This window comes from Indolivaga capnocytophagoides DSM 22835, assembly GCF_000426485.1.
GTDB lineage: Bacteria > Bacteroidota > Bacteroidia > Bacteroidales > Dysgonomonadaceae > Dysgonomonas_A > Dysgonomonas_A capnocytophagoides.
The window spans coordinates 97,449-112,481 of sequence record NZ_AUFL01000005.1; the positions used below are offsets into that span (position 1 = coordinate 97,449).

Consider the following 15,033-nt stretch of genomic DNA (forward strand, 5'->3'; position numbering starts at 1 on the left):
AGATCACCCTTCTGCTTCAATCTCCTTATTATCGTCATTATCATTTTTCTTTTTAGAAAACAGATTCTTTACTTTACCGATAAAGCCGGTTACCTTTTTCATAAAATTCTGTTTTCCCTGAGAGACCCCAACTGATTCTACAACCGGAGGCTGCAGTATCTGCCAGAAATAATTAAATGTAGAATGATACGGATCTCTAACAATCTCGGAATGTACCTTACGGGGTTTCCTCTCTTTTCCTTTCTTTATATCCGGATTATCCCTCTTGAGAACAGCATTGGCAGCCCTGCTTATCAGTTTATTCTCCACTAATTGTCCGTCTTGGTTCTTCAAAACTTTCAGGCGGAGATTATTATACAAAAAAGTCATGTCGACAGTGGCTCCCTCGCTGGAAGCATCAGTAATAAATTTAAGATCCTTCACTACTCCACTTTCGACCTGAGCCGGAGCCAAAGGTGTTATCAACTGATTCAATTCCCGTAAATCGAAATTAGTTAAATGAGCACTAAGCCTGAAATAATCATTTACAGAATCAACCGGAATATCCCAACGTGCATTAAAATGCCCTGCTCCCATTAATCGACCATCAGCCATAAGAGCCATAAAATGGTGTTTGTTTTGAGAAAAGTTGGTAAACCCTTTAATCTTTCCGTTCATTTCTGTAAAAAAGATTTTACCGGGAGTTGTTCCATTTTTAGATAGTTCTTCGTATACCACATTAAAATTACGAACATCGAGACTATCAATATCAAATTTAACGGGCATCTTATGCAATCCCTCATAAATCAGCGGCATTATATTATGCTGGATCTCTATTTTCTGATTTTTATAATTCAATAACGACACATCACTTACTGACAATTTCTTAGCTTTAAATATCTTATCCGAAAAATAAGAAGGAAAATCTATATCGAAGAACGTTATATCACCGACAGTAACATCAAACCAATCTTTGTTTTTGGGATGATGATATGCAAACTCATTTTTAGGAAATGCTGCATCCAAATGAATCTTCCCCAGTTGCAATATCTTCTTACTTTTACTTAGCTCGATATCCGCAACTTTCAGTGTATAAAATCCGTTATCCAAGGGAAAATGCAGATCCTTCGTTTTAAAGTCAATATCATCTAAAATAAAGTTATTCTGTTGATTGTCCAATTTCAGCCCCTTGAATGTTATACTTGTTGTATTCAGTTTCTGATGAGTAGCTTTCTCTCCTGCCAACCGGTTATTATAATCGATCGAGGCCTGAGAGATATTAAAATTATTGACAGATATAAGCGGAGCTATATCTCCAAGCTGTTCATAAATACTACCCTTATTATCTGAACTTCTATTCAATGAGGGCTTAACTCTCAATATTTGATTTATTTTGATATCCGGCTTATCAACAAAGAAATCACCGATACTAAAAACGGCTTTATTCCAATTTAATGAATTAAGAGACAATAGACCTGTAGCAAAATCTATCTCTAAATCGGGCTGAACCAAATCGACATGAGCTTTTACTAAAGTGATTTCTTTTATATCTATCGGCAACACCTCTTTCTTTTTGCTTGACTCTGAAGGAGAAGATACCGACTTTTTCTGACTTCCAGACTTTCTTATTGCCAAATCAGGAGATTGTAATATTATCTTATCCGTTTTAAGTCCTTGCTTGCTACCCCAACGGAGAGTATTTATTCCTGTCGATTTGGTAAGTAACTGAATTGTATCTTTGACTGATTTATCGATATAAATAAGAGATAAATCAGTAATATTAGAACGTGTCATGATCAGATCAACAGGTATTTCGTCCTTTCCCTTGGTTTGTTTTGATGTACCGTTTCTTTCCTTTATTATCCTGATTTTAGGTGTCATGAGTTCAAAAGCACCTATCTCGATTTTCTGATTTCGCTTAGATGGATTATAAGTAATATTCCTCATATCGACCAAAGGAGAACTAAATGCAAAGTACATATCCGGAGCCTTAGCCCAGTTTTTTTCCTGAGGAATCAACTCCACATCTCTCAAGAACAATCGTCCCTTCATTCCTGATAAAAACCCATCCTTTATTTTCAATCGGTAATCTTTCCCCGGCAATAGATTATCAAAACCTTCGAAACGAAGTTTAAAATCATCAAATGTCAGATATGTATCAGAATGCTCTACTGTTTCTTTATTTAATAATAAGTTTGTGGCATTAAAATCTACTTTAGGTAAATAGTAATCCATTCCTCCTTTTACTCTCTTATCTTTAAAACGAATATTTCCGTTATTTAAGGACAGATTACTGATCCTCAAATGATCTGCAAACGGACTTATAATATCCAGATTCTGAAGGGGATTATCTGCTGCCGATTGAGCATCCTCTTGATCCTTCACTGTTTTCTTCGAAGGCATCTTTACATACTCTACTTTTGGAGCATCAATCGAAAAGTAATCGATATTCAGTCCCTGATCGTACTTTATGCCTGTAACCGTTATGGAATCTATTGTTCCCGAAATATAATCATATTTTGTATTTGCAGTAATGGGACTAAGCATAATATCTGCAATTTGAAAACGTCCTAACACAGTATTCAATGCCAAATTACCAATTTTCAACCGTTCATTCTTCGAATTGACATTCCCTTCTATTCCCCGGGCATCTATCGAAAAACCATTCGAATACAAGAACTTTCGTTCTTTATCAGCGTCAGGATCAACTTTGAAGTGATAAGCTTCAAAATTAAAGTTATCCATGCGGTAAATATCCAAAGAGTCCTTTACGGCGTCAGTATATTGGAGTCGGGCATTATTTACACCTATACGGTCTATGGTTATACTATTAAGCAATGGTGAAACCATTTCGTACAAAGTCCAAGAGAGAGTTACCGGCTTAGCCTTAGACTTTTTATCAGATTGTTGATTTTTTTTCTGATTATTAAAATATTTAATATCAGAGTCCGCTATTTCAAACAACCTCACCTTCAGATTGCTCAATGCGTTTTCTCTATCAAAAGCAATTCCTTTCAAACTGATAGAATTAATAGTAGACTCAACATAACTATCGGGTATCCGATTATACTGCGTCCATAGCATTTTTTGAGGGATAAGATGAACTTTTTGAATACTTATGATGGAGTCTTTTGTACTTAATTCTATCTTATCGGTATTAAAAATAAATTGATTATTAGACAATAAGACTTGAGGTTGGTTTGTTTTAAAATCAAAATTATCACAGTATAATAGTTTTCCGGATTCAGATGAATTCTCATCTAACCTAAAACCATAAGCATGAAAACTTACATCCTTCAAAGAATAGATAGAGGAAGTATGCCCATCAAAAGAATCATAAGTTATATTGGCATGCTCCAGATTCATTTTCTTAACAGACAATACATCTATATATGGGGATATTAATTCATGCAAGGACTTATCTGAAGTATTCTTCGTTTTCTTTTCGAACCGATCCGAGTATTGCGAATCAAATACTTCAATAGTTGGATTCTTTATCTCAAACAGTTTAAAATTCAGCTTTTTATAATTAAACCGCCATGTTAGGTTTATTCCTTCAAAATGAATAGAACCAATATATACCTTGAAATAAGTGGATGGCAGACTGTCTTTTGCTGCCCATGAATTAAACACCAGAGTATCAGGAGACAGTTGCACATCTTTGATTAATAGAGAGCCATCCAGAAACCCTACCGAAAGATCTGTGAATTCCATATTATAAAAGCCATCGGTAGCCTGGGTAACCTCTTTCCGCAAGACATCCCTTAAATAACTTTCGAGCTTGTTCTTCAGATACCAGTTTGCAAAGAATCCACCAACAACTATAAATATAATCGCTATAAAAATAATCTTTAGGACTTTACGCTTTTTTCTTCCCATATATACGGACTCCAATTAAGATCTTAAACCTGTAATTTAACTAGTCTAACCTAAGTGATCGCTTCATTAATTCTGAAAATCATATTATTTGTAATGATAGTAAAAGTATTTCATCTATTTAACAGTCGTTGATATATATTGTTTGACAAAGTCAATTTTTTAAGAGAAAGATTACCCTAGTTACATTGAGTAAAAAATAAAAGAGGTGCATCTATAAAAGATACACCTCAATATATAGTTGAAAATATAATTAATTACCCGTAGGCTGCTGTCCGCCGCCACTGGCATTAGAAGCTCCGCCGCCACTCATAGCATCGTCATTATTGATAGATCGCAAGGCTTTCTTTATCTGAGATTTCATTTCACCAAAACGATATGAAACAGAGAAATTAACCGATTGATTTTTATTTATGCCAACATTTTCAAATACATAATCACGGGTTCTCTCTTTCGATTTAAATTTAAGCTCTTTTTGAAATGGATTAACTGCTGCTACATTAAATGTCAATTTATCCGACAAAAAGCTTTTTGCTAAGCTGAAACTATGAAAAGAGAAACCACCTCTTGTGCCCAATAATGTATAATTCTTAGACATACCTCCAAACCCTGCTGATAATTTGAAATCTTTAGGCAAAGTATATTGCAGATTAGTAAACAAACGACCGCTAAATCCATGATTTCCCATCCATTCATCCGCAGAAGCATTACCTCTAATATCCAGATACGACATAGAAGCATTAACTGTTAGTCTCATTTTAGAAGACAGAGACCAACTCACATAATTGAAAAATGAAACTTCTCTTCTTTTTCCAACATTAGCATAAGTTTGACTGACCACTTTGTCATTAATTTCTGTAATATTCTCTATCGAATTATTCACTATATCATAAGATAAGCTAGAGTTTAAATTGAATTTAGCACTAAAGAAACTATAATTTAAGCTCAAATTATGTGACTTAACAGCATCCAAATTAGGGTTACCATACGATATATAGTTTGTATCTGTTTGATTGGGATATGGGTTCAACTGCCATATTCCAGGTCTGGATATACGCATATTATATCCCAAACGTAAGTTTTGGGCAGGTTTGAGTTGATAAGAAACAGTTGCAGAAGGTACAATATCTGAATAATCTGTTTTAAAATTACGGTCAGAGCTTATAGGGAATTTTGCATCAAGGCTTGTTCCTTCATAACGTAATCCTGTTTTAAAACTCCATTTCTTCAGTTTGACACTATATCCTAAATATGCAGAATAAATATCTTGTCTATGCTTGAATTTATCATTTTCAGATTCCGGGACTTTCTTCCATGTACCTGTTATAAAATCGAAATTCTCTCTGCCACTATTACTCTCACTTAGTCTGATGATATACTTTAACCCAGCTTCCAATGTATGAATCTTAGCAAAGGGAGTTGTATAATCCAATTGAAATGTATGTTCTTTAGTCGAGCCATCGGAATTTTGATTAAACCTCGAATCCAAATAATTAAGTACATTCTTAGTTTCCACATTAGAAGCCCAATCATTTGGAGAGGATTCGAAGCGATAAGAAACTGTAGTAATTCGGTTTTTATTTTTTGCTGATATCCGCTGGTAATCTATGTTGAAGCTTGTTGTCCCATAAGTATATTTTGTATCAGTAGCCTGATTATATTCTTGTTTAGGAATGTGATTCTCATCTGAGAATAATACATTTCCTCTCGATCGTGAAGTTCCATCCCCCCCATATTTATTAAACCCTGCATTTATAAGACTTAACGTATCTATTTCATAGCTAAATTCTCCTCCTCCATATTGACCATCACCGGTAAACTTACTCCGACCGCTTGATTCCATAAAACGACGATTTTCAGACTGAAAATTTTCGCGGGACGAATGAGCACCGTCAGCCCATGGGCTTTTATAATTATAATAATTATAATTACCAGTGAACCCTATTTTTCCTTTCTTCATAGTTAAAAAAGCCCCGAGACCATAACCTCCTCGCGTATCGACACGGCTGTTCACAGTAGCTGTATATCCACCCAAAGACGATTGTTTATTGGTAATAATATTAATTATACCGGCAAGCCCTTCCGCATCGTATTTGGGACCTGGATCGGTTATTACTTCTATATTTTTTATAGAACTGGCAGGCATACTCTTTAATATATCTTTAGGATTATTTGCCAACATGCTTGAAGGTTTACCGTCCATATATATTTTATAACTGCTTGAGCCTTTCAATTCAATTTTATCTTCTGCATCCACAGTAATCATTGGTACTTTCTTCAACATATCCATAAGGGTACTGGTCTTCGAGTCCGGATCATCCTCCAAACTATAAGTTATTTTGTCAAGATCAACTTTTACTAATGGTCTTTGTGCAGAAACAACGACCTCAGACAAGGTTGTTTTACTGTTTTTCAATAAAACTTTGCCAAAATCCAACAAGTTTTCATTCTTTATTGTAAAGGAACGAGACAACGGATCCTTCCCTAAATATTGTATGTTCATTACAAAATCGCCCCTCTTATTCAGAGTCAGGCTAAACTTTCCGTTATCATCGGTAGCTGCTGCTTTTTCTAAAACGTCCGGTCTATCTTTTGTTGTTATTCGCAGCGTTGCATACGGAACAACTTCATTTGTCAGAGAGTCTACAACAGTACCTTTTATCGTTATTTTCCCTCCTGGTGCATTCTGAGAATACATTGTTATAGGACATAATAAGAATATTAGATAAAATAAGTTGATAATTTTCATTGATGTATTTTTTAGTTCCTGATACTCAAAAAATTTGTGTTGAATCCAAGTAGTTACTAAAGTCCACACCCTATACATTATACAAATAAATTGTACATTTGCATTAGTGTCTGATTAGATAGCTAAAGAGTTGGATAAAGTTTATTCAAATAAGTCGCAATATGATCAAAATAATCACAAAGTCAAATCTTTTTTTTATCATTTTTTTTCATTATCTGTAAATAACATTCAGAATCTGCATTAAAAAATCAATTTGCTCATAAAGCATAAATTCAAGACGATTTATAAGGAGCAACAATCGTCTTTATTTAATACATGCTCTTCACTCTATTTAATAAAATTATCGATGCAACACGTTGCGAATATCGAAGAACTTGAGAATAAACAAATATCTCGTCTTCTATGGCAATATGCGTTACCTGCTATTGTCGGAACAATGGTAAATTCACTTTACAATGTTATAGACCGTGTGTTTATCGGGCTATGGGTTGGAGATGACGCAATCTCAGCTTTAGGGCTGGTACTCCCTATTATGAATATTACAGCTGCAGTGGGAATGCTGGTTGGGGCAGGATCTGCCAGCCGGATATCTATTTATCTTGGTAAAAAAGATATAATCACTGCCGAGAAAATCGCAGGAACCTCTTTCCTAATGACACTAATACTAAGTGGACTAGTCATATTAGGATTATTATTATTCCTTGAACCGGTACTCAGATATGCAGGAGCCAGTGATGTCACACTACCGTATGCACGTGACTTCTTGCAGATTTTTCTTCCCGGTAATTTATTCTTATCACTTTGTTTCAATTTTAACAATATGATGAGAGCATCGGGGTACCCTAAAAAAGCAATGATAACAATGCTTATTAGTGTTTTTGCGAATATTATACTTGCTCCGATTTTCATACATGTTCTTGGCTGGGGTATAAAAGGTGCTGCAACAGCCACATTTATAGCCATGGTAATCGGATTCGTATTTGTGATGGAGCACTTCGTAAATCCGAAAAGCTTCATTAAGATTCGTTTAAAAAATTTCAAACTGCCCAAAGATATAGTCTGGTCAATTACATCAATCGGATTATCTCCTTTTCTAATGCAGCTAGCTGCTTCTGCTGTTATCTTCTTTATAATCTCCCAATTGAGAAAAACAACAGGAGACGACATCCATGCGGGAGATATGGCTATCGGAGCATATACAATAGCAAATACTCTATTAATGCTGATTGTTATGGTTGTTATCGGGCTAACACAAGGAATGCAGCCCATTGTAGGTTATAACTATGGAGCAAAAAACTACAACAGAGTAAAGGAAGCCGTTGTATATACAATCAAGATCGGGATCGGAATCACAACATTTGGGTTTATTCTAGGATTTTTCTTTCCTCAGATATTTGTCAGCTTTTTTAATCCGGGACCAATATTAGCAGAGGATTCCGTTAACGCTTTAAGATTACTTGTCATTTGTTTTCCTTTAGTCGGGTTTCAAGTCGTTGTTACAAACTTCTTTCAGTGTATAGGACAAGCCGGCAAATCAATACTTCTAAGTTTAACACGCCAAGTATTATTCTTAGTTCCTGCTTTATATATATTGCCAATGCACATTGGATTAAATGGAGTGTGGTTATCCATCCCCATCGCCGATTTTTTAGCGACAATTACAACTCTATGCCTATTCCTCATGCAGATCAGAGTATTGAAACGTGAAGCGCTTATTCAGAATAATTAATAACCTAGAATATAAGAGACACTAATTTCTCTCATTAATAAAAAAGGAAGACGCTCAAGAATGTCTTCCTTTTTTGTATAGAATAAAACAAAACTAAAGAAAAAAAGAGTTACCAAAATTGGTAACTCTTTTTCATATCTATTTTGAATCGTATTATTCAGCAAAAAATATTGCAACACGGTTCCATGCATTTTCTTTGTATGGTTGTTCTGTAGAACCTTTCCATTCAGTAGAAACACGGCTACTGCTGATATTGTATTTTTCAATAAGAGCTTTAGCAACTGTTTTTGCACGTTTTTCTGAAAGTTTCATGTTGAATGCTGCTGTACCTGTCTTTTTGTCAGCGTAACCAACAATCTTAACTTTAGCGTTAGGATTAGCTTTCAGATATTCTGCTGTATTGTAGATACTGATAGCTTGGTTATTATCAATAACAGCGCTACCGATACGGAAGAATACAACATTAGGAACATAGCTCTTTTCAACAACTGGAGCTGGAGCTGGAGGACATGGAGCCGGAGCTGGAGCCGGAGCTGGTTTTTGATTTCTCAATCTATCGTTTTCAGCTTTCAAGCTATTGATTTGACCATTCAAATCATTGATTAAACCTTGATCCATCAATACAGCTTCGCTAAAGCCAACTTTACCTACCTTCAAAGTAAGACCAGCAGCACCTGTCAGAATACCATTCCAACGTTTTGAGCCTTTAGGTCCTTTATCGAAATCGTTAGTGATCAGAGCACCACCTACTTCAGCATAGAAAGAAAGTCTTTCAGTGATTCTGAAAGTATTCAACAAACTTGCATTGAAAGTTACAGCATCAGGGCCTTTTTTCTTCAACAGTTTATCGTTCCAGTCACCGTGAGCCCAACCCACACCTACAGTAGGTATGAAGTTATATACACGGCTTTCGTTATATTTGCGGAAATAGTTAGTAGCATTGAACATTACATCAGCATGAGCATTGAAGTATGTTGTACTAAACATTTGTTGAGCTTCATTGCCATTAAAAGTGTGTAATTTACCACCTTGGATAACGCCTCTTGCTCCTAAGTATGGATTAAACCATTTCCCTACAAAAACCTGAGGATTAACAGTTAAACGATCCAAAAAACTTGCATGTTGGTCAGAAGGACCAATATATGCACTAGCACCTGCACCTGCACCGACAAACCAGTTATCCCAGAATCCGTTACGAGCGAAAGTTGCTTTTCTTCCTGCTTCAGCACTTACACCGCTTTCTTGAGCAGTAGCAGATACTCCAGCAAGAGCTAAACACATGAGTAGACTTACCTTTTTCATAATCAATTAATTATAGTTAAACAGTTATTTATTCAAATTGTATTTTCTATACCATTCATACATGAGAGAAATCCCTTGGTTAATATCTATTTTATACTTCCATCCTAAAGAGTTCAATTTCGATACATCAGTTAACTTTCTCATAGTTCCATCCGGTTTATCGGAGTTGAACCACAACTGACCTTTAAAACCTACTTTCTCTTTAATCAATAAAGCTAAATCTTTTATAGAGATCTCTTTTCCTGTACCAACATTTATATGTGTATTTCGAATTTCTTTACTATTTATAACATTTACCAAATCTAAAAAGTTCACCGATTCCATTATGTGAACTGTAGCATCTGCCATATCTTCACTCCACAGAAACTCTCTCAAAGGAGTTCCGGTTCCCCATAATTCAACCTGAACCTCGTTTGAATCGTTCAATGTTATACCATACTTATTCAAAACAGACAAGATTTCACTATCTGTATTACCTCCTGTTACTTTTTCAATCGGACGTAAATTCAAATCTTGTCTTATCGTCTGCCAATCTCCATCGGACAAACACTTACCTAAATGAATCTTACGAATCATTGCAGGTAAGACATGAGACTTTTCCAGATCAAAATTATCATTAGGGCCATACAAGTTTGTAGGCATTATAGATAAATAGTTAGTCCCATATTGTATATTATAGCTTTCACACATTTTTATCCCTGTAATCTTTGCTATTGCATAAGGCTCATTTGTGTATTCCAATGGAGAAGAAAGCAAAACATCTTCACTCATTGGCTGTGGAGCTTCCTTTGGATAAATACATGTACTGCCCAAAAATACAACTTTTTTCACATTATTCACAAATGATTGATGAATAATATTACTTTGAATCATTATATTTTCGTATATGAAGTCGGCTCTGTATATGTTATTAGCTACAATTCCACCAACTTTAGCCGCTGCAACAATAACGTAATCAGGCTTTTCTTTTGCAAAAAAAGAAGAAACAGCCAATTGATTAGTCAGGTCCAGTTCTGAATGAGTTCTTAACAAAAAGTTAGTGTATCCTCTTTCTCTTAAGTTTTTTAATATTGCAGATCCTACTAAACCGTTGTGTCCGGCTATATATATTTTAGATGATTTATCGATCATTTCATTCAAAATAATTCAAAATCTTATAACCTCCTTTTCTGAGGAACTCTTCTTTCTTCATCAAAAGGATATCGTTAACCATCATATCTTCGCATAAACCTTTAAGATCATAAGATGGTTCCCATCCCAATTTGGTTCGAGCCTTAGTGTTATCTCCTATAAGGATATCAACTTCTGTCGGTCTGAAATACGCAGGATCAACACCAACAACAACATCCCCGATTCGACCTTTTAAAGCATCCAGATACTCAGCACCTACTCTTTTCACGAAAAGATCTTCGTTTTCTATTGCAGAGATAAATCCTTCTTCCTTTTCACCTTCTCCTTTGAATTCAACAGCAACTCCAACTTCAGAGAAAGACATTTTAATAAAATCGCGAATAGTAGTGGTTACCCCCGTAGAAATTACGTAATCATCAGCTTTGTCTTGTTGCAATATAAGATACATAGCCTTGACATAATCTTTGGCATGTCCCCAATCTCGCTTACTGGACAAATTCCCCATGTATACCTTATTCTGCAAGCCCAATACAATTCGAGACACAGCCCTTGTTACCTTTCTTGTAACAAAAGTCTCGCCTCTTAAAGGAGATTCGTGATTAAACAAAATACCATTGCTCGCATGAATCCCATAAGCTTCCCTATAGTTTACTGTAATCCAATAGGAATATAATTTAGCAACAGCATAAGGGCTACGAGGATAAAATGGAGTAGTTTCTTTTTGAGGAATCTCTTGTACCAAGCCATACAATTCAGATGTAGAAGCCTGATAAATCCTGGTTTTATCAACTAAACCTAGCAATCGTATAGCTTCGAGCAGTCTCAACGTTCCAATACCGTCAGCATTCGCCGTATACTCAGGAGTATCAAAACTCACTTTTACATGACTCATTGCTGCGAGATTATAAATCTCATCAGGCTGTACTTCTCCGACAATACGAGTTAAATTCATACTATCAGTCATATCTCCATAATGGAGAATAAGATTTCGATGTTCTTCGTGGGGATCTTGATATAAATGATCGATACGCTCTGTATTAAACAAAGAGGATCTTCTCTTTATACCATGTACTGTATATCCCTTTTTAATCAAATAATCAGACAAATACGCACCGTCTTGACCGGTTATCCCTGTTATTAAAGCTACTTTACTCATCTAAAGTTGTTCTGTTACACTTTAAAATTAATGCCCAAAGGTAGGTAATTTTATATATTTAAACAAAAAAAAATTAACATAAAAAGAATTCAGCAAACTCTTTAGGCTTGCTGATGCTCTTTCCTTAATAAATCATTTACGGTTTTCACAGGATTAAATGTAGACAATGGCACTTCCACAAAAATGGTGTTCCAATCAGACATTGCACCATTCCATAACCCTGGCAATTCCAATGCTTTCAGATTTTTACCGCTCTTAGATTTCTTGCTAATGAAACCGGTATCCAAATCTATGTATTTTCTCAGATCAAATTTATCTCCCTTATAGTTCTTCAAGCCACAAACCAAATCAACAGGATTAAAATGTGTTCCGGATTCGAACATTGCTTTCTTTTCAGAATTATCCAAATCAATCTGAGAACTTTCCAATATTTGAAGAGATACTGTCTTATCTTTATTGACTGCAAAGAAAGGACCTCCACCCGGCTCTCCAATATTCCTAACCATTCCGCATACTCGCACAGGCCGATTCAATTTAGACTTCAAATACAAAACAAGCTCTGCATCTTCAAGATATTTTGTGTCAGGATTTTTCACATTTATCACATCTTGCAAGAAATGCAAAATGCCTAACAAGTCTTCTCTTGTATACTCTCCAGAATCCAGCAACTTCAGATATTCAAAACATTGCGTCTGTACCTTTATAAGATATCCGGCCAAAGCCTGTTTATATAAACATTCGTCACCTTTTAAGCGATCAGGAACAACATTATCTATATTTTTAACAAATACAACATCTGCATCCAAATCATTCAGGTTTTCTATCAATGCCCCATGCCCTCCAGGACGAAATAACAATTTACCATCTTCTCTAAATGGTGTATTATCTTCATTTACGGCCAGAGTATCTGTTTGTGATTTCTGCTCACTAAAGTTAATACTCAACACCACTCCGTGCTTTTTCTCATATAAAGGTTTCACAGATGCGACCAGAGCCTCAAATAAGGCTCTATGTTCTGGAGATACCGTTAAATGAATATTCACAGATTTCCCGCCTGTCTTTGCATATAAATTCCCTTCCTCAAGGTGCTCTTCGACGGGAGTCCTGCTACCTTCTGAATACGCATGAAATTTAAGCAACCCTTTGGGTAAATTACCATAATTCAGACCATCTGCACCAAGTAAAGCCTCAACCATAGCTTTATAATCTCCGCCAACAAGCAGCCCTTCTACGTTTTTATTAAAATTAGACTGACACTTAGCATCTAGGTCATTGTAAAATGCAAATTTATTGATGTTATCAAAAAAGATTCTCATAAATCCAGATTCCGGTAATTTATCTTCTCCCTCTAAAAAAGAGAAAACATCTTTAAACATCCGACTGGCTGCACCTGAAGCTGGAACAAATTTCACAACTTTGTAATTCCCGCAACAATACTCATTCCAAAGCCTTACCAATTCGGCTATCAACACATCATTTAATCGGAAAATACCTTTATCAACTGTAGCAATACTTGTGATCTCTAAAAAGGGAAAGCCTTTTTCAAAACAAGTAATCTGTCTTTCAACTTCCTCGACAGATATACCTTTACTATCTAACTGAATTTTATCTTGATCCGTGAAATAATTTCGCATAGGACTCTAATTAAATGATATATATATTGTTAAATAAAGTAGTAAACCTCTTTCTTTTGAAAGTCAGCTTTCTTCACAAAAATAAGAAAATATAAGACTAAAAAGTAAAAGATCTATGCAAAAAAATAAGAGGGAAACTGAATATTCAGTTTCCCTCTTATTTTTTATATAAATTATAGAATATACACTAAAATGAAGCATTTCTTGATTTAGAATTTCTTCGCACAAACATCACATATATACCAGCTAATAATATAAACGCACAAATATCGGTTGTAGTAAAGTTCACATAACTGGTCTTTTGAAGACGTTGACTTCCTAAATTAAAAGATTGCCGATAAGGCTTAACATTATTAAATTGTGTTCCTGAATTATTTCGCGCGGCGGATAAGGCATCTTCCATCGGAAGAAAGCTAGTAGGTGTACCTTGTGCAAACGAAGGTATTGTAATCATCAAAGAGACAGCTAATACACCTTTTAGTATTATGTTGCTAATTTTTTGCATATTATAAAAAAATATCCCGAGTTCAATTGGCACAAAGTTATAAGTTATAATAAGAAAAACATAATATTTTGGCGAAAATTTGTAATAAAACAGTCAAATTCTAAAAATCATCACAAAAAACTCATTATTTCCTTTGATGAAACAGCCTTTATTTTACTTTCTCCATAGTATGCGAGAAACTTGCTGTCATCGTGCTTTACTTTGAAGGCTAAAAAACCTTTATTGAATTTAAGGTCGGAAGTAATGCAAACATCTTCATCATCTAATCTCACGAAAGTATTTTTCTTAAGGGTTCTCAATACTGTATCATATTGTTCTTTATCTTCCAGAATATCTGACTTTGCTTTTTCCAAAAAGAATTTATTAAAACGGTTAGCTCCGGTATTGAATAGATAAAACTGTTTATTTCGCTTTTTAAACAGAGGCAACACCAGACATAATACAAAATCCTGAGAATTTTCAACATCCTGATTTATCAGATATTTACGGGTGGATTTAAACCAAATGGTAGAAATCAGCAACAGCACGATAAACGGCAGACAATAATACGATAAAAGCCTATCTGTATTATACATGTAGACAACACCAAATAAAGAGACAAATAACACCAATGCCGGAGGCACCAGTGCATATTTTCGCCATACTAATTTACTGAAGAAAGATCGTTTAAAACCCTTATTCTTCTCTATTTTTTTTATTTTATCTATTTCCATATATATCATCTTTTCTTTAATGCAAAGATACAAATGTTCCAAGATCAAAAGTTGCAAAATGAATTATAAAATAGTGAATAAAAAATAAAAGCATTTTTCTAATGTATTTTTACTCTTAAAATCTGTATTTTTACATTTGAAACATTTCTCAGTAAATACATCTTTGATTGTACGGGCTTTCTTGTATAAGCCTGTAAAATATTCATAGAAGGTCTATGACCTTAATTTAGGTAATTTTAGTAAAACAGGCACAAGCGAT

General features: G+C 34.8%; 9 protein-coding genes. 1 reads left to right on the forward strand and 8 read right to left on the reverse strand.

Annotation, left to right across the window (positions count from 1 at the left end; genetic code table 11):
• Positions 1-3: 3 nt before the first annotated feature.
• Both K322_RS20075 and K322_RS0102155 read right to left on the reverse strand, forming a co-directional pair.
• Positions 4-3,858 (reverse strand): hypothetical protein, encoded by a 3,855-nt coding sequence (locus tag K322_RS20075; protein WP_051290573.1) that lies wholly within the window; start codon positions 3,856-3,858, stop codon positions 4-6.
• A gap of 250 nt (positions 3,859-4,108) precedes the next feature.
• On the reverse strand, positions 4,109-6,604 hold the full coding sequence (locus tag K322_RS0102155) for a TonB-dependent receptor domain-containing protein (protein ID WP_026625384.1): 2,496 nt from the start codon (positions 6,602-6,604) through the stop codon (positions 4,109-4,111).
• A 346-nt stretch (positions 6,605-6,950) separates the two neighbouring features.
• Here K322_RS0102155 and K322_RS0102160 point away from each other — a divergent pair, with 346 nt between their 5' ends.
• On the forward strand, positions 6,951-8,333 hold the full coding sequence (locus tag K322_RS0102160; RefSeq protein WP_026625385.1) for an MATE family efflux transporter: 1,383 nt from the start codon (positions 6,951-6,953) through the stop codon (positions 8,331-8,333).
• A 153-nt stretch (positions 8,334-8,486) separates the two neighbouring features.
• Here the strand turns inward: K322_RS0102160 and K322_RS0102165 are convergent, their stop codons facing one another.
• From K322_RS0102165 to K322_RS0102190, 6 genes are all read right to left on the reverse strand, one after another.
• Entirely contained in the window at positions 8,487-9,635 is a 1,149-nt protein-coding gene (locus K322_RS0102165) for an OmpA family protein (RefSeq protein ID WP_026625386.1), read from the reverse strand.
• A 24-nt stretch (positions 9,636-9,659) separates the two neighbouring features.
• Positions 9,660-10,763 (reverse strand): GDP-L-fucose synthase family protein, encoded by a 1,104-nt coding sequence (locus tag K322_RS0102170; protein ID WP_026625387.1) that lies wholly within the window; start codon positions 10,761-10,763, stop codon positions 9,660-9,662.
• A gap of 4 nt (positions 10,764-10,767) precedes the next feature.
• Positions 10,768-11,922 (reverse strand): GDP-mannose 4,6-dehydratase, encoded by a 1,155-nt coding sequence (gene gmd, locus K322_RS0102175; RefSeq protein ID WP_026625388.1) that lies wholly within the window; start codon positions 11,920-11,922, stop codon positions 10,768-10,770.
• A 101-nt stretch (positions 11,923-12,023) separates the two neighbouring features.
• Entirely contained in the window at positions 12,024-13,556 is a 1,533-nt protein-coding gene (locus tag K322_RS0102180) for a DUF4301 family protein (protein ID WP_026625389.1), read from the reverse strand.
• Between the two features lie 187 nt (positions 13,557-13,743).
• On the reverse strand, positions 13,744-14,061 hold the full coding sequence (locus K322_RS0102185; RefSeq protein ID WP_026625390.1) for a hypothetical protein: 318 nt from the start codon (positions 14,059-14,061) through the stop codon (positions 13,744-13,746).
• Positions 14,062-14,171: 110 nt separating this feature from the next.
• Positions 14,172-14,774, reverse strand: a complete 603-nt coding sequence (locus K322_RS0102190; RefSeq protein ID WP_157279372.1) for a hypothetical protein — start codon at positions 14,772-14,774, stop codon at positions 14,172-14,174.
• Positions 14,775-15,033: the final 259 nt, after the last annotated feature.